The organism is Lentibacillus persicus, from assembly GCF_900112705.1.
Taxonomy (GTDB): Bacteria; Bacillota; Bacilli; order Bacillales; family Amphibacillaceae; genus Lentibacillus; species Lentibacillus persicus.
This window is the reverse complement of record NZ_FOMR01000006.1, coordinates 74,331-101,026: the sequence shown is the minus strand read 5'-3', so window position 1 is coordinate 101,026 and position 26,696 is coordinate 74,331. Positions and strand designations below refer to the sequence as shown.

Annotated in this window: 22 protein-coding genes and 1 riboswitch; of the genes, 21 read left to right on the top strand and 1 reads right to left on the bottom strand. The window is 43.2% G+C overall.

The genetic code is table 11. The features are described 5' to 3' along the window. Positions 1-596: 596 nt before the first annotated feature. Positions 597-1,451: a YitT family protein gene (locus BMZ22_RS09420; RefSeq protein WP_090084809.1), complete on the bottom strand. Its 855-nt coding sequence runs from the start codon at positions 1,449-1,451 to the stop codon at positions 597-599. Between the two features lie 249 nt (positions 1,452-1,700). On the opposite strand from BMZ22_RS09420, the gene BMZ22_RS09415 reads away from it, so the two are divergent. From BMZ22_RS09415 to sufB, 21 genes are all read left to right on the top strand, one after another. Next, the gene (locus BMZ22_RS09415; protein ID WP_090084806.1) at positions 1,701-4,100 is read left to right on the top strand and encodes a 3-hydroxyacyl-CoA dehydrogenase/enoyl-CoA hydratase family protein; all 2,400 of its coding nucleotides are present in this window, start codon (positions 1,701-1,703) and stop codon (positions 4,098-4,100) included. 20 nt (positions 4,101-4,120) lie between these two features. Continuing rightward, positions 4,121-5,296 (top strand): acetyl-CoA C-acetyltransferase, encoded by a 1,176-nt coding sequence (locus BMZ22_RS09410; protein WP_090084804.1) that lies wholly within the window; start codon positions 4,121-4,123, stop codon positions 5,294-5,296. 72 nt (positions 5,297-5,368) lie between these two features. After that, positions 5,369-7,153 (top strand): acyl-CoA dehydrogenase family protein, encoded by a 1,785-nt coding sequence (locus tag BMZ22_RS09405; protein ID WP_090085056.1) that lies wholly within the window; start codon positions 5,369-5,371, stop codon positions 7,151-7,153. Positions 7,154-7,273: 120 nt separating this feature from the next. Beyond that, on the top strand, positions 7,274-7,636 hold the full coding sequence (locus BMZ22_RS09400; protein ID WP_090084801.1) for an arsenate reductase family protein: 363 nt from the start codon (positions 7,274-7,276) through the stop codon (positions 7,634-7,636). Positions 7,637-7,770: 134 nt separating this feature from the next. Continuing rightward, the gene (gene gcvH / locus BMZ22_RS09395; RefSeq protein ID WP_090084799.1) at positions 7,771-8,154 is read left to right on the top strand and encodes a glycine cleavage system protein GcvH; all 384 of its coding nucleotides are present in this window, start codon (positions 7,771-7,773) and stop codon (positions 8,152-8,154) included. A gap of 125 nt (positions 8,155-8,279) precedes the next feature. After that, complete coding sequence (locus BMZ22_RS09390; RefSeq protein WP_090084797.1) at positions 8,280-8,633, top strand: toprim domain-containing protein; 354 nt, start codon at positions 8,280-8,282, stop codon at positions 8,631-8,633. Between the two features lie 9 nt (positions 8,634-8,642). Further along, the gene (locus BMZ22_RS09385; protein ID WP_090084795.1) at positions 8,643-8,957 is read left to right on the top strand and encodes a thioredoxin family protein; all 315 of its coding nucleotides are present in this window, start codon (positions 8,643-8,645) and stop codon (positions 8,955-8,957) included. Positions 8,958-9,021: 64 nt separating this feature from the next. Continuing rightward, a riboswitch (SAM riboswitch) is annotated at positions 9,022-9,132 on the top strand. Between the two features lie 169 nt (positions 9,133-9,301). Further along, positions 9,302-10,333 (top strand): methionine ABC transporter ATP-binding protein, encoded by a 1,032-nt coding sequence (locus tag BMZ22_RS09380; RefSeq protein ID WP_090084793.1) that lies wholly within the window; start codon positions 9,302-9,304, stop codon positions 10,331-10,333. Beyond that, entirely contained in the window at positions 10,323-10,991 is a 669-nt protein-coding gene (locus BMZ22_RS09375) for a methionine ABC transporter permease (protein WP_090084791.1), read from the top strand. Before BMZ22_RS09380 ends, BMZ22_RS09375 begins: the two co-directional genes overlap by 11 nt. 19 nt (positions 10,992-11,010) lie before the next feature. Beyond that, positions 11,011-11,832, top strand: coding sequence for a MetQ/NlpA family ABC transporter substrate-binding protein (locus tag BMZ22_RS09370; RefSeq protein WP_090084789.1), 822 nt, complete (start codon positions 11,011-11,013; stop codon positions 11,830-11,832). A 222-nt stretch (positions 11,833-12,054) separates the two neighbouring features. After that, positions 12,055-12,201: a YuzK family famiily protein gene (locus BMZ22_RS16925; RefSeq protein ID WP_218144043.1), complete on the top strand. Its 147-nt coding sequence runs from the start codon at positions 12,055-12,057 to the stop codon at positions 12,199-12,201. Between the two features lie 329 nt (positions 12,202-12,530). Continuing rightward, entirely contained in the window at positions 12,531-13,466 is a 936-nt protein-coding gene (locus BMZ22_RS09365) for a fumarylacetoacetate hydrolase family protein (RefSeq protein ID WP_090084787.1), read from the top strand. 178 nt (positions 13,467-13,644) lie between these two features. Next, complete coding sequence (gene carB / locus BMZ22_RS09360) at positions 13,645-16,875, top strand: carbamoyl-phosphate synthase (glutamine-hydrolyzing) large subunit (RefSeq protein WP_090084784.1); 3,231 nt, start codon at positions 13,645-13,647, stop codon at positions 16,873-16,875. Beyond that, positions 16,876-17,835, top strand: a complete 960-nt coding sequence (argF, locus tag BMZ22_RS09355) for an ornithine carbamoyltransferase (protein WP_090084782.1) — start codon at positions 16,876-16,878, stop codon at positions 17,833-17,835. A gap of 48 nt (positions 17,836-17,883) precedes the next feature. Then, a complete protein-coding gene (locus BMZ22_RS09350) occupies positions 17,884-19,140 on the top strand; it encodes an argininosuccinate synthase (RefSeq protein ID WP_090084780.1) in 1,257 nt (418 codons plus the stop codon). After that, positions 19,137-20,546: an argininosuccinate lyase gene (gene argH, locus BMZ22_RS09345; protein WP_090084778.1), complete on the top strand. Its 1,410-nt coding sequence runs from the start codon at positions 19,137-19,139 to the stop codon at positions 20,544-20,546. The genes BMZ22_RS09350 and argH overlap by 4 nt, the downstream gene beginning before the upstream one ends. Before the next feature lie 817 nt (positions 20,547-21,363). Further along, on the top strand, positions 21,364-22,149 hold the full coding sequence (gene sufC / locus BMZ22_RS09340; RefSeq protein WP_090084775.1) for a Fe-S cluster assembly ATPase SufC: 786 nt from the start codon (positions 21,364-21,366) through the stop codon (positions 22,147-22,149). 16 nt (positions 22,150-22,165) lie between these two features. Then, a complete protein-coding gene (sufD, locus tag BMZ22_RS09335) occupies positions 22,166-23,476 on the top strand; it encodes a Fe-S cluster assembly protein SufD (RefSeq protein ID WP_090084773.1) in 1,311 nt (436 codons plus the stop codon). Further along, positions 23,476-24,696, top strand: a complete 1,221-nt coding sequence (locus BMZ22_RS09330; RefSeq protein ID WP_090084771.1) for a cysteine desulfurase — start codon at positions 23,476-23,478, stop codon at positions 24,694-24,696. Before sufD ends, BMZ22_RS09330 begins: the two co-directional genes overlap by 1 nt. Beyond that, positions 24,686-25,117, top strand: coding sequence for a Fe-S cluster assembly sulfur transfer protein SufU (sufU, locus tag BMZ22_RS09325; RefSeq protein ID WP_090084769.1), 432 nt, complete (start codon positions 24,686-24,688; stop codon positions 25,115-25,117). Before BMZ22_RS09330 ends, sufU begins: the two co-directional genes overlap by 11 nt. Before the next feature lie 53 nt (positions 25,118-25,170). After that, positions 25,171-26,568: a Fe-S cluster assembly protein SufB gene (gene sufB, locus BMZ22_RS09320; RefSeq protein ID WP_090084766.1), complete on the top strand. Its 1,398-nt coding sequence runs from the start codon at positions 25,171-25,173 to the stop codon at positions 26,566-26,568. Positions 26,569-26,696 lie beyond the last annotated feature (128 nt).

Genomic DNA, 26,696 nt, shown 5'->3' with positions numbered 1-26,696 from the left:
ATTACGATTTGATGATAAAAATAATAATTACCAGCAAATCTTCTTCATAATTTTTGATGCCCTTGTCGTATTAGATGTAAAGTGCGACGTAATGAAAATTCTTCAGTAAGTGCTATGCCACCGCTCCGGAAATACGCGCCGCTTTCCGCGGGCGGTTGGTGAGCCAACTCGTGCCAAGGCACTTCGCTGTCTCACCTATGCCTATGCTCCCGCAGGAGTCGGCGAGTATTTCCTACGCTGGCGTTACGCTCTATAATCTATTGCTTGGTACTAATAAAAATCACTTGTGAATGTTGATTGGAGTGGAAGGCAGTCGACTCCTGCGGTCGTCGGCTAAAAGCGGTCACGTCCTGTGACCACCGCCGACACTAGAACGTCCTGTTCGTCGAAGCAACGGCTGAAGACCCCGCAGGAAGTGGTTTTCTTCCGAGGAGGCTGAAGCGTTGCCCGCGGAAAGCGACTGCCTGGAACGGAAATCAACAAACATTACGTCGCAGTTTATGGATGTTGTGTCACAAACAATTTTCTTTTAATTACTTTAAGCAAAATGCAAAAAAAGAAATCGGTGGTTTGCCGATTTCCTAGGCCTTTTAAGATTAAAATTTTTGTCCGTAATATTTGTCGAGGGTAAAACCGCGGCCGAGAACTTCTGAAGCGTTAATAAATACGACAAATGCTGTCGGATCTTCTTCAGCTAGCATGTTTTTTAGTTTCACCGCTTCCTGCTGGTCCGCCACACACAGTATCATCGTTTTATCCTGGTTTGAATACCCGCCGACAGTCCGGACTTTGGTCAAACCGCGGTCAATCTGGTGACTGATCATATCATGAATTTGAGTTTCGTTTTCAGTAATAATCAGCATTAATTTTGATGAAGCAGTACGAAGCTGGACGACATCAATTGTTTTACTAGTAATATAAATACACATGAGTGCGAATAAAGTCAGTTCCAAGTTAAAAACGATTAATGACGAAACGACCACAAACCCGTCAACAATCAGCTGTGAGTACCCGCTTGAAAGCCCTGTGAATTTCTTTACAACTTGCGCGATAGCAGCTGTCCCGCCGGTCGAACCTTTGCCTTTGTAAACGGTCCCGAGTCCGGCACCAAGTATGACACCGCCATAAATTGCTCCCAATACAGGATCGGAGACAGTGTACGGAAAATCAGCGGTAAGGTAGATCATGAAAGGAACCCAAAACGTCCCTAGCAATGTTTTCCAGCTGAAATCTTTTCCGAGTGCAATCCAGCCGATGATAAAAATTGGCAGATTGATTAAAAACTGTGTGAGGGCAGGGCTTATTGCATATAGTTCAAAAATAATTGTGCTGACGCCTGACATACCTCCGGCTGCCAATCTTGATGGCAAAAGAAACAAGTTGTAGGATAAGGCGACGATTGTAGCACCGACAATAATTTGTGCATATTCTGTCATGACTTGTTTTTTCATAAAAGTAAGTCCTTTCTATAGAAGAAGACATGTTAACGCTGTTGGAATACTTCCATTCAACTGTTATATTCTAACGCAGTTTGGACAGTCGTAAAAGGTCGTTCAGGTAATTATTGAAAAAACATTCCTTGTTTTTATTGCTAACAGTCAGAATATAATTTATACTATTTAATAGATAGATAGCCGACTATCTTTTATTTTCTGCTTAAAATGAATGAGTATTCATTCAAATTAGAAGGGGGATATAACATGAAGCGAACAATCAAGCGTGCCGCAGTACTTGGTTCGGGGGTCATGGGATCCGGCATTGCTGCACACTTGGCGAATGTGGGTATTCCGACAATTATGCTCGATATTGTACCGCGTGAACTGACTAAAAACGAAGAAAAAAAGGGTTTAACATTGGAAGACCGCGCTGTTCGAAACCGTATGGCTGCTGACAGTAAAAAAGCTTTATTAAAACAAAAACCATCGCCGATTACGTCTAAGAAAAGTCTTGAGTTGATTGAAGCCGGCAATATGGAAGATGATATTGCAAAATTAGCGGATGTTGATTGGATTATCGAAGTAGTCGTTGAAAATTTGGAAGTTAAGCAGAAAGTTTTTGCAAGCGTTGATAAATACCGAAAAGAAGGCTCTATTGTCAGCTCGAACACATCAGGGATATCGGTTGAATCCATGGCTGACGGGCGTTCTGAAGATTTTCAAAAGCATTTTCTCGGGACACACTTTTTTAACCCGCCGCGCTATTTAAAATTGCTTGAAGTGATCCCGACAAAAGCTACTGATCCGGAAGTTCTCGAATTTATGAAAACATTTGGAGAAGATGTACTTGGCAAAGGTGTCGTTGAGGCAAAAGACACGCCTAATTTCATTGCTAATCGAATTGGAACTTACGGGTTGCTTGTGACCGTGCAGGAAATGCTGAAAGGCGGTTACAGTATCGGTGAAGTAGACTCGGTTACAGGTCCTATGATTGGGCGGCCTAAAAGTGCTACATTCCGCACGTTGGATGTGGTAGGACTCGACACGTTTATCCATGTTGCCAATAATGTGCATGATCAGGTTGAAGGTGATGAAAAGAAAGTATTCAAAGTGCCTGGTTTCATGCAAAAGATGCAGGAAAAAGGCTGGATAGGTCAAAAAAGCGGGCAAGGCTTTTTCTTAAAGCAAAAAGGAAAAGACGGCAGTACAATTTATGAATTGAACCCGGAAACACTTGAGTACGAAGATCGTAAAAAATTAAAAACAAATGCAACGGAAGCTGCAAAACAAGAAAAAGATTCCCGGCGTAATTTGAAAGCGCTTGTAAACGCTGAAGGTGATAAAGCGGGTGATTTCGTATGGTCGGTTTTAAGGCCGGTGCTCGTTTATTCCGCAGAACTGGCTGGTGAAATTGCAGACGATGTCGTTTCCATTGACCAAGCGATGAAGTGGGGCTTCGGCTGGGAGATCGGACCATTTGAAACGTGGGATGCCATTGGCCTTCGTGATTCAGTCGAACGGATGCAAAAAGAAGGTCTAAACGTTCCTAATTGGATACTGAGCATGCTGGAATCCGGTAAAGAATCGTTCTATCAGAAAGAAAACGGTAATGATTACTACTATCATAACGGCGAATATAAACAACAGCATTTTAACCCAAAAGAAATCAGCCTTTCACGATTAAAAGAAGAAAAAGGTGTCATTAAAACGAATGCCGGTGCGAGCTTAATCGACCTTGGCGATGGCGTTGCCGCGCTTGAGTTCCATTCGCAGGGAAACGCCATCGGACTTGACATAATTAAAATGATTAATGACGCGATTGATGAAGTGAACAAAAATTACGAAGGACTGGTTATTGGCAATCAGGGCAAAAATTTCAGTGTTGGGGCTCATCTGGGCATGATGCTGATGGCAGCACAGGACGATGATTTCTTTGAACTGGATATGGTTGTCCGTCAGTTCCAGAAAACCGCAATGAATATTAAGTACTCGGAAAAACCGATAGTGGCTGCACCGTTTAATATGACGGTAGGCGGCGGCGCGGAGCTTTCCTTGCCTGCTTCGGCAATTCAGGCATCCGCTGAAACGTATATGGGCCTCGTTGAATTCGGTGTCGGCTTGATACCGGGTGGTGGAGGTACAAAAGAACTTTATTTAAAAGAACTCCGCCATTTACCTAAAGGTGTCGACTTTGATTTGACCAAAGTTGCCAATGATGTATTTGAAAAGATAGCTATGGCTAAAGTATCGACCTCTGCAGAAGAAGCACGTGAAAATGGCTTTTTGAACAGCGGGGACGCCATCAGTGTCAATCCGGATCATCTGTTATACGATGCAAAAGAAAAAGTTCTGGCGCTTGTTAAAACGGGATATAAGCCGCCAAAACACGAAAAAATCCCTGTTGTGGGAGATCCGGGATATGCCGCGATGCTGCTTGGAGCTAAATCACTGCAATTCAGCGGTTATGCTTCAGACCATGATATAAAAATCGCAGAAAAATTGGCATATGTTCTATCAGGCGGACGAATCAAAGAAGGAACGCTTATCGATGAACAGGTAATGCTTGATTTGGAGCGCGAAGCATTTTTAAGCCTGATCAGCGAACCACTTACACAGCAGCGTATGCAGCATATGCTTATGAAAGGCAAACCACTGCGTAATTAATCAAAAGAGGGGGAGAAAATGTGAAGGAAGCAGTCATTGTTGCAGGTGCAAGGACCCCTGTGGGGAAAGCCAATAAAGGGTCACTGGCGAACACGAGACCGGATGACCTGGCAGCATTAACCATTAAAGAAACCTTGAAACGTGCAGAGAATTATGATGGCAATATAGACGATGTCATTATTGGATGTGCGATGCCGGAAGCGGAACAGGGTATGAATATGGCGCGTAACATCGCGGGGCTTGCCGGGCTGAGGAATGATGTTCCCGGTATAACAATAAATCGTTATTGTTCTTCAGGCCTGCAAAGTATCGCTTTTGCGGCTGAACGCATTATGGTCGGAGCGAGTGACACGATCATCGCCGGTGGAGCGGAGTCAATGAGTTTGATTCCAATGGGCGGTCACGTGATCAAGCCAAATACAAAACTTGTACAGGATGCACCGGGGTATTATATGCAAATGGGGCATACAGCTGAAGAAGTTGCGAATCGATTCGGCATCTCACGGGATGACCAGGATGAATTTGCAGTCCAAAGCCATCAGCGTGCTGCAAAAGCGCTTGAAGAAGGCAAGTTCAAGGATGAAATTGTCCCTGTAGAAGTGACGGAACGCGTCATTGGTGAAAAGAATAAAGTTGAAGAAAAAACATTCATGTTCGAGATGGACGAAGGGGTCCGTGCGGGGACAACGAAAGAAATTCTCGGTAATTTGAAGCCTGCATTTTCCGCCACCGGATCTGTAACAGCTGGTAACGCTTCACAAATGAGTGATGGTGCTGGTTCCGTCTTGGTCATGGATCGTGAAAAAGCAGATTCAGAAGGTTTAAAGCCGCTGGCCAAATTCCGTTCATTTGCTGTAGCAGGTGTTGAACCGGAGATTATGGGTGTCGGTCCTGTTGAAGCTGTACCCAAAGCATTGAAAATTTCGGGTCTGGATCTGGAAGACGTTGGTCTGTTCGAATTGAACGAAGCGTTCGCATCGCAATCCGTTCGTGTGATTCAGGCGCTCGGTCTGGATCCGGATATCGTCAATGTAAACGGCGGGGCTATCGCGCTTGGTCACCCACTGGGCATGACAGGAACGAAGCTGACCTTAAGTTTGATTCATGAAATGAAACGCCGCAACGTACAATATGGCGTCGTCACCATGTGTATAGGTGGCGGTATGGGAGCAGCCGGTGTGTTTGAACTATTGTAACAGGCATTCCGCATTGGTGGACATCAGGAAAGTCATTTGTTAATCATTCCAAAATGGAAAGGGACGATTGGTATGAGTGAAACAAAAGAAAAGTTATTTAAAGGCGGCAGTTTTTTAACCGAGGATTTGCAAGCAGAGGATATTATTACGCCCGAAGATTTTACTGAAGAACATAAAATGATCGGCAAAACAACCGATGATTTTATTGAAGGTGAAGTTATACCGAGAATTGACAACTTGGAAAACCATGAATTTGAACATTCTGTTAATCTATTGAAAAAGGCCGGTGAACTCGGTTTGCTGGGGGCCGATATTCCGGAAGAGTATGGCGGCGTTGATTTGGATAAAATCAGTTCGGCTATCATCACGGAAAAGTTTGCCCGGGGCGGAGGTTTTTCAATTACACACGGCGGGCATGTCGGTATCGGCACACTTCCTATTGTTTTCTTCGGGAATGAAGAACAAAAACAGAAGTATCTGCCGGAACTGGCCACGGGTGAGAAAATTGCGGCATATGCACTGACCGAGCCCAGCGCCGGATCTGATGCTATGAGCGGAAAAACAAATGCAAAATTGAATGATGCAGGGACACATTATATTTTAAACGGGGAAAAACAATGGATTACGAACTCGGCATTTGCTGACGTGTTTATCGTGTATGCACAGGTTGATGGCGACAAATTCACTGCGTTTATTGTAGAACGTGATTTCCCTGGTGTTTCCACAGGCCCTGAAGAAAATAAAATGGGTATCAAAGCGTCATCAACCCGTACATTAATTTTGGAAGATGCTGAAGTACCGGTCGAAAATTTGCTCGGTGAAAAAGGAAAAGGGCACAAGATTGCTTTTAACATTTTGAATGTAGGCCGCTATAAACTTGCAATGGGCGGTGTCGGCGGGGCCAAACGGGCTCTTGAAGTTGCAACAAAATATGTCAATGAGCGCAAACAGTTTAATACAGCTATTTCCAGCTTTTCACTCACCAAAGAAAAACTCGCTACAATGGCTGCGGACACTTACGCCAACGAAAGTGCTGTTTACCGGACGGTTGGGTTGTTTGAGCAGCGAATGGGTTCGTTGACTGATGAACAGCTGGAAGATGGCAGGGAAGTAGCTAAAGCTATTGCCGAGTATCAAATTGAGTGTTCGCTGAATAAATTCTCAGCTACAGAGTGCATGGATTACGTCATTGACGAAGCGGTGCAGCTGCACGGCGGCTATGGCTTCATGGAAGAATATGAAGTTGCACGCATGTATCGCGATTCACGAATCAATCGTATTTTCGAAGGCACGAATGAAATTAATCGGCTGATTGTGCCGGGAACACTGATGAAAAAAGCGATGAAAGGTGAACTACCGCTTCTGCAGCAAGCGCAAACCTTGCAGGAAGAATTGATGATGATGATGCCGGAAGAAGTTGGCGATGCCACATTAGAACAGGAAAAATATTTACTGAAAAATGTTAAGAAAATGATTTTACTTGGAGCCGGTCTTGCTGCACAGAAATATCAGCAGAAACTTGAGAACGAACAGGAAATTCTTGTTAATCTCGCTGATATGGTCAATGAGGTTTATAACATGGAAGCGGCAATTTTAAGAACCGAAAAAGCGATAAATAAAGACGGTGAGGATAAACACGAGCAGAAGCTTCTCTATACCCAAGTGTATGTGCAGGAAGCATTTAACCGGGTGGAAGCCGATGCCAAAGAATCACTTATCGCTGTCGAAGAAGGGGATAATTTGCGCATGATGCTGTCATCTCTGCGTAAACTGACGCGCCACACACCGGTCAATGTGATTACCAAAAAACGAGAAATTGCAGAAAAAATAATTGCTGAAGAAAAATATGTTGTCTGATTGACCCGAAGCAAAGGAGCTCCCTGTATGAAGGGGAGCTTTTTTAATACCCCATCATCTCGCATATTACCGCTATCTCTGCTATAATAAATCCAACAATTAAAGTTGGGAGCGATGTCTATGGCTGTAACATTTTACTGGTACCCGAAATGCGGCACATGTCAAAAAGCAAAAAAATGGTTCGATGCTCATGATATTGATTATGAAAGCATACATATAGTGGAAAATCCTCCTACAAAACATCAGCTGCTCGATTTTATTTCGAAAAGTGGTATGCCGCCTAAAAAGTTTTTCAACACAAGCGGAAAGAAGTATCGCGAGCAAAACATGAAAGAAAAAATTAAAGATGCAAGCACTGACGAAATGGCAGAATGGCTGGCTTCAGATGGCATGCTGATTAAGCGGCCAATTGTCACTGACGGCCAGGATGTGACATTAGGGTTCAAAGAAGAAACATTCAATGAAACGTGGCTTAATAAATAAAACACATTGGTTACATGCACCTGTTGAAAGAACCCGGAATAAAATACTAGAAAATTGATAAACTGCCTAGTATAGTTGTGGTAGAAGTTTTTGAACAACCTATAGAAGTGTAATGAATTTATGGAGGGATACTGATGAGCTTACCAAAAGATTTATATTATACCGAAGAACACGAATGGGTGAAAAAGGAAGATGGAAAAGTAAGAATCGGGATTACAGATTTTGCCCAGGACGAACTTGGGGATATTGTGTTTGTCGAATTACCTGAAGTTGGTGACGAACTTGAAGCTGACGAACCATTTGGCAGTGTTGAGTCTGTCAAGACGGTTTCCGAGCTGTATGCACCCATCAATGGAACGGTCGTTGAGGTTAATGAGGAACTTGAGGACAGCCCCGAATATGTTAATGAATCACCTTATGAAAAAGCATGGCTTGTTGTTGTAGAACCGACCAATCCATCAGATGTCGATCAATTACTATCTGCCGAACAGTATGAAGAAGCTGTGAAGAAAGATTAATCGTCTTTGAAAGCTGACTCACTCAAATGAGTAAAGTCAGCTTTTTTAGTAGCTGATTATTAAGCTTAAAGGACCGTTCGCTTTAATTGCTGAATATAACTGTTTCCCCAAGGAGTGCAATTTGGATGACAGAGTACAATGAAAAAGTTATCATTGTTGAAGGATTAACTGATAAAAGGCAGATAAAAAAAGTGATCGCTGAAAATGCAGAGATTATTTGTACAAATGGTACACTTGGTGTCGAAAAATTTGATGAGCTGCTCTACAATTATGATTTAGATAATCGGGATGTATACATTTTGGTGGATGAAGACAGCCCCGGCATCAGACTGCGCCACCAGCTTTCGCGGGAACTTCCGCATGCAAGGCATATTTTTGTGAGCAGCGATTATCGTGAGGTTGCGACGACACCAGAGAACATCCTTGCTGCTGAGCTTGCAGGAAGTCGAATTGAGGTTAATCCGATTTTTCTGATTTAGGGTGATACTTTGCAGGAAATATCAAATGAAATATATGAAAAGGACCGTTATTTACTATATATCTATACGCCATTCTGTGGTACGTGTTCGTTAGCCCGTTCAATGCTCGATAAAATTGAATCCGTTCATCAGCAGGATATTTTCTATGAAATGAATGCATCAATCAATCCGACGTTTATGCAGGACTATAAGATAGAAAGTGTCCCTTGTCTGCTGATAAAAGAAAATGGTGAAATTAAGGATAAGGTATATGCATTTAGGTCAATTGGCAATATATATAGTTATCTAATGGAATATAAGCCTGAGCTTTTTGCCAAGAGTTAATATTGACATGTAAAATAAAGCGTGCTAAGATTCTTTTATTGATTAAAAACGAATAAATTAATAACTCTTATCCAGAGCGGTGGAGGGTCTGGCCTTATGAAACCGCGGCAACCTCAAATGATTCGTATTTGAAAGGTGCCAATTCCTGCAAAGCAAATGCTTTGGCAGATAAGGGAACGTGAAGATGATATATGCATGCGTCTTTCTGTTCTCTTACAGGAAGACGTTTTTTAGTTTTGGTGCTCTGTTTTTTCAGGTTAAATGCAAGTAAGAACAGTTGAGGGAAACAATACGATAAAGTACTTATTTCGATATCTATCAGACATCAATGAAGGAGGATAATCTTGATATCCATAAAGGGTTTGACAAAAACGTTCGCAACACCAAGCAACCGTATAACGGCTGTCGATGATTTAACCCTTGATATTAAAGAAGGTGAGATATTCGGTGTTATCGGTTACAGCGGGGCCGGCAAAAGCACATTTGTAAGACTTTTGAACAGACTGGAAGAACCATCCGCCGGACAAGTCACTATCGACAATCAGGATATTACGGCATTAAACTCAAACCAGCTGCGCCTCACACGCCAGGAAATTGGCATGATTTTTCAGCATTTTAACCTGCTTTGGTCCCGGACCGTTAAAGACAACATTGCTTTTCCTTTGGAAATATCGGGCGTTGCAAAGCAGGAACGTGACAAACGTGTGCAGGAACTGATCAATCTTGTTGGATTGACAGGAAGGGAAGATGCTTACCCATCCCAGTTAAGCGGCGGTCAGAAACAGCGGGTTGGTATCGCCCGAGCACTTGCAAACAGACCAAAAGTTCTGCTGTGTGATGAAGCAACATCAGCGCTTGATCCTGAAACGACTAATTCCATCCTTGATCTGCTTGTTGACATTAATGCAAAGCTGGACTTAACAATTATCCTTATTACCCACGAAATGCACGTCATTCGTAAAATTTGTAATCAGGTTGCAGTAATGGAGGAAGGAAAAATTGTGGAACAGGGCGATGTACTGAATGTGTTTCGTCATCCGAAACAACAGGTTACCCAAAAATTCGTTGAACAGGTAATGGGAACGAGCGAAGAGCATGGTGATGTTGATGAGCTGGTTAATCGATATGACAGTGGTAAAATAGTCAAGCTGCATTTTATTGGTGAATCAGCTAATCAGGCGCTTATCAGCCAGGTAGCCAAGTTGTTCGACATTGACATCAATATTTTACAGGGGAAAATTACACAAATGCAGCAAGGCGCTTATGGCACGTTATTCGTTCAAATAGACGGTGAAAAGGCTGAAATTGACAGCGCCATAGCTTATATAACGGAAGAAACCTCCGTTGAAGTGGAGGTGCTCCGGAATGTGGAATAGTCTATTCCCGAACATTGAAATGCAGAATTTATGGGTAGCAACCTATGAAACGTTTTATATGACGATTTTCTCTTTAATCGGAACGTTTATTTTCGGAATTTTACTCGGGTTGCTGCTGTATCTGACTATGAAAGGCGGCATCTGGCAGAATAAGTTCTTAAATATGATTGTTGCATCGATCGTCAACATATTCAGGGCCATCCCGTTTATTATTTTAATTCTACTGCTGTTCCCGTTTACTGATTTTTTAATTGGTACGATACGGGGGCCAAATGCAGCTCTGCCAGCGTTAATTATTGGGTCTGCACCATTTTATGGCCGGCTCGTTGAAATAGCGCTTAAAGAAGTGGATAAAGGTGTTATTGAAGCGGCTAAATCAATGGGTGCTAAAACCAGAACCATTATATTCCGGGTATTGCTGCCGGAATCGATGCCGGCGCTGGTATCAGGGATTACCGTCACAGCGATCAACTTGATTGGTTATACGGCGATGGCAGGTGTTATAGGTGCAGGGGGACTTGGTAATTACGCCTATTTCTTCGGGTTTCAGCGCCGTGAATTTGATGTTGTATTCGTATGTACAGTATTGATTGTACTAATCGTATTTTTATTCCAATTTATCGGGGATTACATCTCCAATAAAATAGATAAAAGATAAAGAAAAGGAGCAAACAAACATGAAGAAAATCTTAGCATTCTTATCAGTATTAACAGTCGTATTACTTTCAGCTTGCGGGGGATCCACAAGCGGTGACGGCAGCGAGATAAAAGTCGGCGCCTCGAGTACACCGCATGCCCAGATCCTGGAAGAAGCGAAACCGATTCTTGAAGATGAAGGCATCACTCTCACAATTGAAGAGTATCAGGATTACGTCTTGCCGAATGAAGACTTGTCAAATGGCGAAATTGATGCAAATTACTTCCAGCACATTCCATATCTTGAAGGACAAATTGAAGATATTGGCTATGATTTCACGCATCTTGGCGGTATTCACATTGAGCCGATGGGCATTTACTCCAAGGATTTTAATAGTATTGAGGAAGTGCCGGAGGGCTCCGAAGTATTAATGAGCCGTTCTGTTGCGGACCATGGACGCGTTCTTGGACTGCTTGAAAGTGAAGGTCTCATTAAACTGGCAGAAGACGTCAATACAGTTGATGCCACAACAGATGATATTGTGGAGAACCCAAAAAATCTGACGTTCTCATATGATTATGATCCTGCCACATTGCCTAATCTTTATGAGACAGAAGAAAATACACTGGTGGCCATTAATACAAACTTTGCCATTGGGGCAGATTTGACACCGACAGAAGACGCACTGATTTTAGAAGGGGATGAATCACCATACGTTAACGTCGTTGCAGTTAAAACAGAAAATCAAGATAACGAAGCGATCAATACGTTGGTAGATGTCCTTCACTCGGATGACATTCAAACCTTTATTAAAGAAGAATTTGATGGCGCTATCGTGCCGGTGGATGGCAAAACCAATTAAGTCGAATGTTAGGGAAAACTCAGCAATCGGCAGAAATAAGCTCTATAATTAACTGAAAAGTAATTGAATGGTTATCAGCAATTCATATATGATATTTTCCGGTTTAACGCTGTCAAATGCGCTTTGTTCTATTGATTGACGGTATGATATCCTTAATATCGTAATCAAACGAAAGGATGGTTCCCTATTAATAGTGGAATAAGAATGAATTACACTCCTGAAATGGAAAAAGCCATGCAACAATCACACAAAATGGGCTTTGAGGAGTACGAAAGAAATTTGGACAACCGCATAGCAGTTGAAAAAAGACGACAGCGTGAATATGAGGAATGTAAGCATATGTTAGCAGAAATTGAGAATAAAATTTAAATGTGATAACAAATCCGGCACTCTTTAGAAGGGTGCCGGATTTTTGTATGGCATGTATTTGAAAAATAGCTGTGGACTATAGCGCATCGCTGTAGATGGCATTATTATCGCTGTAGATTAAGCGAAAATCGCTGTAGTTCGGTTGAGAATCGCTATAGATTATGCAAACATCGCTGTAGATTGAATAATCCTCCAATTTAATAAAGCCTTTGTGACAGCTAAATTAACAACCCGGAGGCAGAAAGTTTCAAAAAAGTACAAAGACTCCTGTAGTTCTAGTAGAATAAGAATAGATGTATAAATCATCGCATTAATAGGAGGTACATATTTTGAGATTACTTAGCTATAAACAAAAGGGCACCCCTGGACCGTATCGAATGGGTTTTACGCACAATGATAAAATTATCGATCTTCAGGCGGCCTGGAAAAAAATGCAGTTTATGAACTCAGAGAACAATGCAGTCCTGAATGCAGAGCGATTATTCCCGGCTGATCCAAGGCAGTTTTATGCAGCCGGTCAGCAGGTTATTGACCAAGCTAAAAACGTCAAAACCTATGCAGAAACCAACAATTTAGACGACATAAGTTTTGACGCAAAAGATGTTCATAGGTCAGCACCCGTCCCCGAACCGGGAAAGATTATTTGTGTGGGGAAAAACTATGCAGCCCATGCTGCAGAAATGGATAGTGACGTACCGGACTATCCCGTATTGTTCGCAAAATTTGCCAATGCGTTGGTTGGGCCTGATGACGCTATTGAAAAGCCGGATTTTGTAACGAAATTTGATTACGAAGCAGAACTGACATTGGTGATTGGAAGTGAAGCATCGCGTGTTAAAAGAGAGCAGGCACTGGATTATGTTGCGGGATACACAATCGGTAATGATATGTCCGCCCGTGATCTGCAAAAGCGAACGCCGCAATGGCTTCAGGGAAAAACGTTGGACAGATCAACACCAATTGGTCCATGGGTTTTGACACGTGATGAAATGGCGGACGCCGGCAAATTATCCATACGTTCGTTTGTAAACGGTGAAGAGAGACAATCAGCCACAACTGACCAGCTCATTTTTGACATTCCGTTTCTTATTGAATTCATCACATCCCTTATGACATTAAAACCGGGAGATTTGATTATGACCGGTACGCCAAACGGAGTCGGTATGGGAATGAACCCGCCGCAGTTTGTCGGAAATGGTGATAAAGTAACCGTTGAAATCGATCATATTGGACGATTAGAAAATGAAGTGAGAGAAATAAATTAATAAACAAAAGTGTGCAGCCTGTTATAACGGGTTGCATTGTTTTTTTATGAGAAATGCAGCCGATAATTCAAACAAAAAATTTAAAGAAGTTACGATCATCTATTGCATTAATATAAATTATATTGCATAATAATACAAAGACATTCATACTCGCGTTTTAAAAAAAGGAAGGTGCCCTATGCCTAAATTACAGCAAATCCAGAAAGTTCTTGTGGTTGGATCAGGCCCTATAATTATTGGTCAAGCAGCTGAGTTTGATTATTCAGGTACGCAAGCATGCCTGGCGCTCAAAGAAGAAGGCGTGGAGGTTATCCTCGTTAATAATAACCCTGCAACGATTATGACTGATCATACTATGGCTGACCAGGTATATTTGGAGCCTTTGACGACGGAATCACTGGCCGCGATTATTAAAAAGGAACGGCCTGATGGTATATTACCTACGCTGGGCGGCCAGACAGGTCTGAACCTGGCGCTTACACTATATGAAGCAGGTGTGCTGGAACAATTTAATGTTAAATTGCTTGGGACCTCTTTAGAGACAATTCAAAAGGGTGAAGACCGGGATATATTTAAGTCAACAATGAAAGAAATAGGCGAGCCGGTTCCTGAAAGTTTATCCGTTCATTCGGCAGAGGATGCAGTCCAATTCGCAAATTCAGCAGGTTTTCCAATTATTATTAGACCGGCGTATACACTGGGCGGAGCTGGGGGCGGCGTTGCTGAAAATAAAAATGCGTTATCATCAATGGTGCAGCATGGGATTAATGTCAGCCCGGTTGGTCAAGTGCTTGTTGAACAAAGCATTAAAGGCTGGAAGGAAATTGAATTTGAAGTCATAAGGGACGCGGGCGACAATTGTGTTATCGTTTGTGACATGGAGAACTTCGACCCTGCAGGTGTTCATACTGGTGACAGTATCGTGGTGGCGCCTTCGCAGACATTAACCGAAAAGCAGCACGAGCTGTTGCGAAGTGCCTCGTTTAAAGTCATAAGAGAGCTTGGTGTCATTGGCGGGTGCAACATTCAGTTTGCATTACATCCTGAAACAGATGAGTACGTCATCATTGAAGTGAATCCGCGGGTGAGCCGCTCAAGTGCTTTGGCTTCAAAAGCAACAGGTTATCCAATTGCCAGTGTGGCGGCGAAGATTGCAATGGGCTGGAACCTGGATGAGTTGAACAATCCGATGACCGGAAATTCATACGAAGGATTTGAACCGGCGCTGGATTATATTGCGGTCAAAATCCCCCGCTGGCCATTTGATAAATTTAAAACAGCTGACAGGAAACTAGGGACACAGATGAAGGCAACCGGTGAAGTAATGGCTTTGGCGGAGAATTTTCCTGCAGCTTTAAATAAAGCGGTCCGGTCGCTTGATATGGGTGTTGAATACTTTCCAACACTTCCAAATTGGTCATCCGACGAAATGGTAGAAGTGCTGAGCAACCCGACTGATGAGCGGCTTTTTGCTACAGCGGAAGCAATCAGAAGAGGTTATACGATTGAAAAAATTCATGAATTAACGGGGATTACCCATTATTTTTTGAACGGCATATACAAGATTATAGCGATGGAAGAATCGCTCAAACATAAAGACTTGGAAAGCATCAACCGGGAAGAATGGCATAAAGCCAAATCGATGGGAATATCAGATCGGCTTTTGACAGCAAGTTTTGAAAAAGAATCAACTTCAACCCACGATTTTTCTAGGGATGTTGCCCCATCTTTTAAATCGGTTGATACAAGTCGAACAAAGAACGGTAAAGATTTGGGGTACTATTATCGCACCCACAACGGTATTAACGAAGCGAAGCCTCTAGAAGGGAAAAAGGTTGTTGTCTTAGGTGCAGGCCCTATCAGAGTTGGTCAGGGCATCGAATTTGATTATTGTTCCGTTCATGCGGCCATGTCTTTGCAGGAGCAGGGCATCAGTGCAGTTGTCATAAACAATAACCCGGAGACGGTCAGTACAGACTATAATATTGCTGATCATCTATACTTTGAACCATTAACTGTGGAAGATGTTTTAGCCGTTGTCCAAAATGAGCAGGCTGATGGGGTTATGGTGCAATTCGGCGGTCAGACAGCAATTAACCTTGTTGAGGCGTTGCACGAAGCGGGAGTTCCAATTTATGGGACATCACTGACTGGTATTAATGCTGTTGAAGACCGCGACATGTTCTATCATATGCTGCAAAAACTGGATATCCCGCATATACCCGGAAAATCAGCAGCAAATCTTGAAGAAGCAGTTGCTGCGGCAAGGGATATAGGTTATCCGGTGCTCGTCCGTCCATCTTATGTCATTGGCGGAAGCGGGATGGAAATCTTAAATAACGAAACAGAGTTGATGACATATCTGAAAGGCCGGGATGAGGCGGCTAATGATACAGCTGTCTTTCCACTGTTAATTGATTCGTTTATCCCTGGCCGGGAATTTGAGATAGACGCAGTCTGCGATGGGAAAGACGTTTTAATTCCAGGTGTTTTTCAGCATGTTGAACGGGCAGGTGTTCACTCCGGAGACAGTATTGCTGTTTTTCCGGCACCCGATTTATCAGCGTCGCATAAAGCGCTGGTCGAGTCATATACAAAAGCCATATCAAAGGAATTAAATTTGCACGGCATGGTTAATATTCAATTCGTGCTCAGCCAGGATGAAAAAGAATTGTACGTCCTTGAAATTAACCCGCGAGCTTCACGGACAGCCCCAATTGCAAGCAAAGTAACGGGCATTCCGTTAATTGACCTGGCTGTTCAAGTCCAGTTGGGTAACCCGCTTCAGCAGCAATCAACGAAACTGGGTTTACACGACGATGTTTCTTATTTCGCTGTCAAGATGCCGGTTTTTTCCACCGCCAAGTTATCTGGTGTCGACCCTTATGCAGGACCTGAAATGCAGTCGACCGGTGAAGCTATAGGTCTAGGGAAAACAGTAGGTCAGGCGTTGGCAAAAGCTTGTGGCTGGGCTGAGGGCAGTCGCTTGGACCAAGCTTCTGACAAGCAGATTTATTTGTCATTAAGTGGAGAGGAAGAAATATCAGATCAGCTTGTTTCGATACTTTCGCATCTATCAGTGAAAATAGCTGCTGATAGCGATACGGCCGTTTTTCTCAGTAAAAGAGGCGTGCCTGCTGACAATATATTAGATATTAAAGATGCAACGGCTCTTTGTGCAGAAACTAATTTTTCATTAATTTGCGACACACAGAAATCATTTAAAAAAGATGTGCATACGCACCTGCGAATAACTGCATTAGCGGTTAACACACCGTGCTTGACATCTGCTGAAACACTCCAGGCTTACTTGCACGGGGCAGTGCAAAACCAAGAGGCACCTGTTTCGATAAGTGATTACTTGAGCGCAAGCAAATCATTAGATGGGCGAAAGGAGCATGTGATGTAAATGAAAACCGAAGCTGACCTTGCTGTAAATGAGAAACTGACAGGCCGGGATTTTTTAAAGCTTGCTGATTACAGCCAGCACGAATTAATGCATTTGCTTCAGAAGGCTGATGAATTAAAACAAAAACATAAAGCCGGGGCGCACGTTGAGCCATTAAAAGGAAAAACGCTCGGGATGATATTTGAAAAACCGTCCACGAGAACGCGTGTATCTTTTGAGACCGGCATTTTTCAATTGGGCGGCACCGGCATTTTCTTAAGTTCAGATGAGTTGCAGCTTGGCAGAGGCGAGTCAATGGCTGATACCGCCAAAATACTATCTGGCTATGTCGATGGAATCATGATCAGAACGTTCTCCCATGATACGCTTGAAACGTTCGCCGGGAATGCATCTATTCCCGTTATAAATGGGCTTACAGATTTGTATCACCCATGTCAGGTGCTTGCTGACCTGCAAACGATTCTTGAACTAAAAGGCCAGCTGAATAATATAAAAATGGCATATATCGGTGATGGCAATAATATGGCGCATTCGCTTATGATTGGGGCGGCGATTACAGGGATGGATATGAGTATTGCTGTACCAGATGATTATGCGCCGGAATCGTCCATTGTTCAGAAAGCACTCGACATTGCTGATAATACCGGAAGTCAGCTGGAAGTATTATCAGATCCTAAAGCTGCTGCCGACAATGCGGATGTGATATATACTGATGTATGGGCAAGTATGGGCCAGGAAAGTGAGGCGGCCAATCGTGAAAAGAATTTTGCTGGCTTTCAAGTAAATACCTCACTTTTCGGAGTAGCAAAAGACGATGCTATATTCATGCATTGTTTGCCCGCACATCGCGGCGAGGAAGTCAGTGCAGATGTCATTGACGGTGAACAGTCTGTCGTTTTTCAGCAGGCCGAAAATAGACTACACGCTCAAAAAGCGTTAATGGCAGCGCTGATGAGCTAACTGATTAAGAAATTGCTTTTTAAAATGACAACATAAGGAGAGGTTACTATGAGTAAAGAGAAAGTTGTATTGGCATATTCCGGAGGTCTGGACACGTCCGTTGCGGTTAAGTGGCTCCAGGATAAATATAATTATGATGTGATTGCAGTGGCAATTGATGTAGGTGAAGGTAAAGATCTCGACTTTGTTAAACAGAAGGCGCTTGATGTAGGTGCGGTAAAATCATATGTGGTGGATGCTAAAACGTTATTTGCCAACGAATATGTGTTGCCCGCTCTACAGGCTAACTTATTATATGAAGGAAAATATCCGCTTATTTCAGCACTTTCCAGACCACTTATCGCCAAATTGCTTGTTGATGTAGCTGAGAAAGAAGGGGCAACGGCAGTAGCTCATGGCTGTACAGGAAAAGGAAATGACCAGGTGCGGTTTGACGTGGCGTTTGCCGGTTTGAATCCAGAACTTGATGTTGTCGCACCGGTACGTGAATGGTCGATGTCCCGGGAAGAGGAACTCGCGTTTGCTAAAGAACACAATATCCCTGTTCCGGTTGGTGTCGACAGTCCATACAGCATTGATGAAAATTTATGGGGACGCAGCAATGAGTGCGGCATTTTGGAAGATCCTTGGGCAGAGCCGCCGAAAGACGCGTATGATTTAACACAAGACCCGACTGAAGCACTGGACGAACCAGAGGTTGTCGACGTTTCATTTAAAAACGGCAAGCCGGTTTCACTGAACGGAGAAGAAATGGAACTGGATCAACTGATTCTGTCCTTAAATGAGATAGCCGGAAAACATGGTGTTGGGCGTATCGATCATGTGGAAAATCGTCTTGTAGGCATAAAATCAAGAGAAATCTATGAAGCTCCGGCTGCATCTGTATTAATAACGGCTCATAAAGAACTCGAATCACTGACATTGACACGTGAAACGTCCCGTTTTAAGCCGACTGTTGAGCAGCAGTTTGCAACAGCTGTATATGACGGTCTCTGGTATTCTCCATTAACGGATGCTTTGAAAGCATTTGTGAAAGAAACACAACAATACGTCTCAGGTACTGTCAAAATGAAGCTGTACAAGGGACACGTTCATACACTTGGACGCGAATCTGCCCAGTCACTGTATGATTTCAATCTGGCAACATACAATGCCGATGATGCGTTTGATCATGATGCGGCATTAGGCTTCATTAAATTGTGGGGACTGCCGACGAAGATGCATTCGTCCATTAATCAGAATAACAGTAAAACTGAAACAGATACACAAATAGATATTTCTGTTAAGGAAGCTTTAAGCCAATGAAATTGTGGGGCGGTCGCTTTACAAAATCAACCAATCAACTTGTCGATGAGTATACCGCATCAATAACATTTGACAAGAAACTGGCTTCCTATGATATCAAGGGCAGTCTGGCACACGTTAAGATGCTGAAAAAATGCAGTGTTATCCCAGCAAACGATGCAGATATGATTATAGATGGGTTGCATACCGTAGCGGATAAAATCGAGAACGGGGAAGCTGTGCTGCATGAGGAACATGAAGATATTCATATGAATGTTGAAAAGTTGCTCACGGATGAAATCGGTCAAGTCGGCGGGAAACTGCACACCGGACGAAGCCGAAATGATCAAGTGGCATTGGATATGCGGTTGTATTTGCGTGATGTTATTTTGGAATTAACGCAGTTGCTCAAAAATGTCCAGCTTGCGCTTTATAAGCAAGCAGAGACTCATCAAAACACGGTGCTGCCGGGATACACCCATCTTCAGCGGGCCCAGCCGGTGTTATTCGCCCACCATATGCTCGCGTATGTGTTTATGTTCGAACGTGATGTGGAACGACTGACTGACAGCTGGAAACGGGTTAACCAAATGCCGCTTGGAGCGGGCGCGCTGGCTGGAACGACTTTTCCGATTGACCGGAATTTTGTAGCTGAGGAGCTGCACTTTGACGGTGTTTGTGATAATAGTCTTGATGCCGTCAGTGACCGGGACTTCGTTGTGGAGTTTCTGTCCAATGGTTCTATGATTGCAATGCATTTATCGCGGCTCTGTGAAGAAATGGTACAATGGTCGAGTGCAGAATTTAATTTTATTGAACTGGATGATGCATTTTCGACAGGCAGCAGCATGATGCCTCAGAAAAAAAATCCGGATGTCCCTGAGCTTGTCAGAGGAAAAACAGGTCGTGTGTTTGGTCATCTGACCGGCATGCTTACGATGTTAAAAGGCTTGCCGCTCGCTTATAATAAAGATATGCAGGAAGACAAAGAAGGCATGTTTGATACGGCTGAAACATTAAGCGGTGCACTAAGGTTATTTGCACCAATGATTGAAACAATGCACGTCAAGGATGATTCAATGTACCAGGCGGTTAGAAAGGACTATTCCAACGCTACTGATCTGGCTGACTATCTGACCGAAAAAGGGATGACATTCAGGGAGTCTCACGAAGCAGTAGGCAGTATTGTGCTGCATTGCATTAATGAAGGCAAATATATTTTGGATTTGAATCTTGATGAACTTCAGTCATTTTCAGCTTTAATCGAAAATGATATTTTTGAAGCCCTCAGCCCGGAAGCGGTCGTTGATGCGCGCAAAGCATACGGCGGCACGGGAAGACAAAGCGTGAAACAGCAGATGGAGAAAGCCTTAAAAATAATAAAAGCAAATGAAGAATGGCACATGACAAAATCCCAATCGATATAATGAACTGTATAGTGCCCGGGTAAATGCCCGGGTTCTTTTTGTGAGTGACTTTTTCGCATAGATTGTTGCTATCCGATCCGCACTCGATGTAAACTGCGAACCAGTGAAAATTCTTCCTTCTGATTCCAGTTAGTTCTATGACACCGCTTCGGAAATACACTCCGCTTTCCGCGGGCGGCTGGTGAGCCAACTCGTGCCAAGGCACTTCGTTGTCTCACCTATGCCTATGCTCCCGCTGGAGTCTCCGTGTATTTCCTACGCTAGGCTTGTTTGCTCCTATACTACTATGGAAACAGTAAACACTTCCCAGCGCAGGCAATATACGCAGACTCCTATGGGAACAGCACGTGTCCGAAGACCCCGCAAGAAAGCGGTGTGGTTCAAAGGCTAAGTACGCCACGTCCTGTGGCAACGCCTTTGTGACCAACATCGTGTTGGCCCGAGGCCGTGCCCATGGAAAGCGAAGTATATTGCCGGAGCGGCTTTAAGCATTCAAGTGTATTTCCGAAGCGGCGGACGAGGCACTAACTAGTTCGCAGTTTATGTAAACTGTGAAGTTACAAAGCAATAACGTTTACGAAAAGAGCCTTGTGACTATATATTTTTAATAGGATAACTTTTTAAAAACAGTTATCGATAAGCTGTGAGTATAAATCTCCCATAGATAATATAGTCTTTAATAAACACTATCGATTAACCGTTGAGAGTTGATAATACTTTCGAAATGATTTAAGATTATAATGAGAATAGATTGAGAATGGGATTTAGATTTTCCATTTCCAACAATAGCATAATAACAGTAATTGGAGGTATCAAGATGGCAGGCTCAACATTAGAGATTAAAAACCTTCACGTCGAGATTGAAGGTAACAAAATATTAAATGGTGTCAACCTTACGATAAACGGTGGCGAATTCCATGCAGTCATGGGACCGAACGGGACAGGCAAATCAACACTTGCCTCAGCTATTATGGGCCATCCAAGCTTTGAAATAACCGAGGGCAGCGTTCTTCTCGATGGTGAAGAGGTTCTTGAAATGGAAGTCGATGAACGTGCTAAAGCGGGTCTCTTCCTCGGCATGCAATATCCGAGTGAAATAAGCGGTGTTACAACGTCCGATTTTCTGCGTTCATCCATTAATGCTCGCCGTGAAGAGGGCGATGAGATCCCACTCATGAAATTCATCAAAGAAATGGATAAAGCGCTTGATTTCCTTGAAATTGACAAAAACATGGCGCAGCGTTACCTGAACGAAGGTTTTTCAGGCGGTGAGAAAAAACGTAATGAAATTCTTCAGCTTATGCTGCTGAAACCGGAGATAGCAATTCTTGATGAAATCGACTCAGGACTTGATATTGATGCATTGAAAGTTGTGTCCAAAGGGATTAATAAATTACGTGATGAACAATTCGGCTGCTTAATTATTACACACTATCAGCGTTTGCTGAATTACATCACGCCGGATAAAGTCCACGTTATGATGCAAGGCCGTGTTGTGAAGTCCGGGGGACCGGAATTGGCTAAGCGTCTTGAAGCTGAAGGTTATGACTGGATTAAGCAAGAACTAGGCATTGAAGACGAAAACGTCGAGCAAGAAGTTTAAAGCTAGGAGGGGTAACATGACTGTCGAAACAAAACTGCCTTACGATAAAGATTACATCACCCAGTTTTCACAGGATAAAAATGAACCAGACTGGATGCGGGAATTACGCCTTCAAGCTTTAGACCAAGCTGAATCGCTGGAAATGCCTAAGCCTGATAAAACAAATATTTCAAAATGGAATTTCAGTAATTTTAAACATGACGCAGCCAAGGGCGAGAAGATTGCATCCCGGGATCAATTACCTGAAGAAATACTGGACTTCCTGGATGAAAAGAAAGACCAGGAAAATTTGCTGATTCAGCGCAACCATTCAGTTGCGTATGAAGCGCTGGCAAAAGAACTTAAAGATAAAGGTGTTATTTTCACAGATATTCATACAGCTCTGCGCGAGCATAGCGATTTGGTTAAACGCTATTATATGAAAGATGCTGTTTCAGTCGATGAACATCGTCTTACTGCACTGCATGCAGCATTAATGAACGGTGGTGTGTTCGTCTACGTTCCAAAAAACGTTCAGATTGAAGAACCGCTGCAAGTGATTTTCTGGCAGGAAGACCCGGAAGCTTCAATGTTCAATCACGTGTTGGTTGTAGCGGATGATAACAGTTCACTGACATATGTAGAGAACTATTTCTCACAAAACCGTGAACAGGAAACCGTTGCTAATATCGTTACAGAAGTGATTGCCAACAATAATGCTCAAATTTCATTTGGCGGTGTTGATAACTTTGCAGAAGGCACAACCACTTATATCAACCGACGAGGTGTGACGTACCGTGATGCCCGCATTGAATGGGCGCTTGGCCAAATGAACGATGGCAATACGGTTTCGGAAAACGTGACACATCTGGTGGGAGAAAATTCCTGGTCCAATGCTAAAACGGTCTCTGTCGGCCGCGGCAGCCAATCCCAGAACTTCACATCGAAAATCGTCCATTTTGGCAAATTTACCGAGGGGCACATTTTGCAGCATGGTGTCATGAAAGGGAAAGCAAGAGCTATCTTTAATGGCATTGGCAAAATTGAGCATGGTGCATCAAAATCAAATGCCGTGCAGGAATCACGTGTCCTGATGCTAAGTGAGAAAGCACGCGGTGATGCGAATCCGATATTGCTTATTGACGAAGATGATGTTGAAGCAGGGCATGCTGCCTCTGTCGGACGTGTTGATCCGCTGCAAATGTACTACCTTATGAGCAGAGGCATCAGCCGTCATGAGGCAGAGCGTCTGGTCATCCATGGATTCCTCGCACCGGTTGTTAATCAACTGCCGATTGAATCCGTGAAAAATCAGCTGAGGCAGGTTATTGAAAGGAAGGTATACTGATGGATGCAGCAGCCATTCGGGAGCAGTTTCCGATATTAAATCAGGAAATAAACGGGCACCCCTTGGTCTACTTGGATTCATCGGCAACTTCCCAGAAACCTGCTTCAGTCATTGAAGCCGTTGATGCTTATTACAGGGAGAATAACTCCAACGTACATCGCGGTGTTCACACATTGGGTTCCAGAGCGACAGATCAGTATGAAGGCGCTCGGGAAAAAGTCAGGAAATTCATTAATGCGAAAAGTACTGCAGAAGTGATTTTTACACGTGGCACAACGACATCGATTAACACGATTGCTTATAGCTATGCACGTGCCAACTTGAAAGAAGGCGATGAGATTGTCATTACACCAATGGAGCACCACAGCAATCTGATCCCTTGGCAGCAGGCAGCCAAAGCAACAGGGGCTACGTTAAACTATATACCATTGCAAAATGATGGCACAATTTCATTGGACGATGTCCGTGAAACAGTTACTCAAAACACGAAACTTGTAGCTATGACGCATGTATCAAATGTGCTGGGTACAATCAATCCGATTAAAGAAGTAACTGAAATAGCACATCAGAATGGTGCAGTTATGGTTGTGGACGGTGCTCAGGGAGCTCCGCACATGATGGTTGATGTTCAAGATCTTAATTGTGATTTCTATACATTTTCCGGCCATAAAATGTGTGCGCCGACAGGCATTGGTGTGCTTTACGGCAAGCAGGAACTCCTTGAGAAGATGGAGCCGTATGAATTCGGCGGTGAAATGATTGACTTCGTTGATCTGTATGACGCTACTTGGAAAGATTTACCATGGAAATTTGAAGGTGGAACTCCGATTATAGCCGGCGCAGTGGGCCTCGGTGCTGCTATTGACTTCTTAAATGAAGTCGGGTTGGATAACATCACAGTCCATGAACAAAAATTGGCCGACTATGCCATGAAAAAGCTAAACGGCATCGATGGCATCAGCATATATGGTCCTGAAGAACGAGCGGCGCTGGTGACATTTAATTTGGAAGACGTGCATCCGCACGATACAGCAACAGTTCTCGATGCAGAAGGTGTTGCCGTTCGCGCCGGCCACCATTGTGCACAACCTCTAATGAAATGGTTGGATGTAACCGCAACAGCCCGTGCAAGTTTCTATTTATATAACACTGAGGAAGACATTGATCGATTAGTCGATAGTCTTTTGAAAACGAAGGAGTATTTTGGCGATGTCTTTTAACAACCTTGATACACTGTACAGACAGGTCATCATGGATCATTACAAAAATCCGAGAAATAAGGGTTCGGTTGAAGGAGACGCGCTGACGGTTGACATGAACAATCCGACATGCGGTGATAGAATCCAGCTTCAGTTGCAGGTAGAAGATGGTGTGGTTCAGGATGCCAAGTTTACCGGCGAAGGGTGCTCCATCAGCATGTCATCGGCGTCCATGATGACCCAGGCAGTCAAAGGGAAAAAGCTTGATGACGCATTAAACATGTCGAAAGCATTTTCGGAAATGATGCTTGGCGAGGATGTGGACACGGAAAACCTGGATATGGGAGATGTTGAAGCGCTGCAGGGCGTTTCACAATTCCCGGCGCGAATTAAATGTGCAACCCTGGCTTGGAAGGCAATGGAAAAAGGTGTTCAGGAATAACAGGCAGTCGTTTGAAACAATGGTAGAAGGAACACTTTAAAGGAGGTATATTCATGGCAAAAGAAATGCCAGAATTAGATGAGTATAAATATGGCTTTCATGATAAAGACGTTTCGGTTTTTCGTTCCGGAAGAGGGTTGACACGTGAAATTGTTGAAGAAATTTCAAGAATGAAAGAAGAACCTCAGTGGATGCTTGACTATCGTCTGAAAGCTTTGGAAAAGTTTTATCAGAAACCGATGCCGCAATGGGGCGGTGATTTGTCAGAACTGGACTTTGATGAAATTGTCTATTATGTTAAACCATCTGAAAAAACTGAGAGAACCTGGGATGAGGTACCGGATGAAATCAAGCAAACATTTGATAAATTGGGTATCCCGGAAGCCGAGCAAAAGTACTTGGCCGGTGTATCCGCCCAGTATGAATCAGAAGTGGTTTACCACAACTTGAAAGAGGATCTTGAAGAGCTGGGTATTATTTTCAAAGATACTGATACAGCCCTTAAAGAAAATGAGGAACTGTTCAAAAAATATTTCGGTAAGGTTATTCCGCCATCCGATAACAAATTTGCAGCACTGAATTCAGCTGTATGGTCCGGCGGCTCATTCATTTATGTACCAAAGGGTGTTGAAGCTAAAACACCACTTCAAGCCTATTTCCGTATAAACTCGGAAAATATGGGGCAGTTCGAACGGACACTAATCATCGCTGATGAAGGTTCATCGGTGCATTATGTGGAAGGCTGTACAGCGCCGGTTTATACAACGAATTCCCTTCACAGTGCGGTTGTTGAAATCTATGTTCACAAAGATGCTTACTGCCGTTATACAACGATTCAAAACTGGGCGAACAACGTTTATAACTTGGTTACGAAACGTGCTTCAGCAGATGCCAATGCTACAATGGAATGGATTGACGGCAACATTGGCTCCAAGCTGACAATGAAATATCCATCCATCTGGTTGCGAGGCGAAGGTGCGCGCGGTCACACATTGTCTATCGCAATTGCAGGTCGCGGGCAGCATCAGGACGCTGGTGCGAAGATGCATCACCTTGCACCAAACACGTCATCCAGTATCGTCTCCAAATCAATTTCAAAACAGGGCGGTAAAGTAACCTATCGTGGAATTGTTGATTTCGGACGGAAGGCAACTGGTGCTCGTTCAAATATTGAATGTGACACGTTAATTATGGATAATGAATCGACATCCGATACCATTCCATATAATGAAATCAATAATGACAATATTTCATTGGAACATGAAGCAAAAGTTTCCAAAGTATCCGAGGAACAGCTCTTCTACTTGATGAGCAGAGGTCTGGGAGAAGAGGAAGCAACAGAAATGATTGTTATGGGCTTCATTGAACCGTTCACGAAAGAACTTCCAATGGAATACGCCGTTGAAATGAACCGTTTAATCAAAATGGAAATGGAAGGTTCCATCGGTTAATTTCCCAATCTAACTGAAAGAGCTCGCTCAGGCGGGCTCTTTTCTATTTCTTTCATAATAGATGATCAAATCTTGTAATAAAAATAACAGTAAACAAACACAAGATTAATAAATATAATTTTGATGCA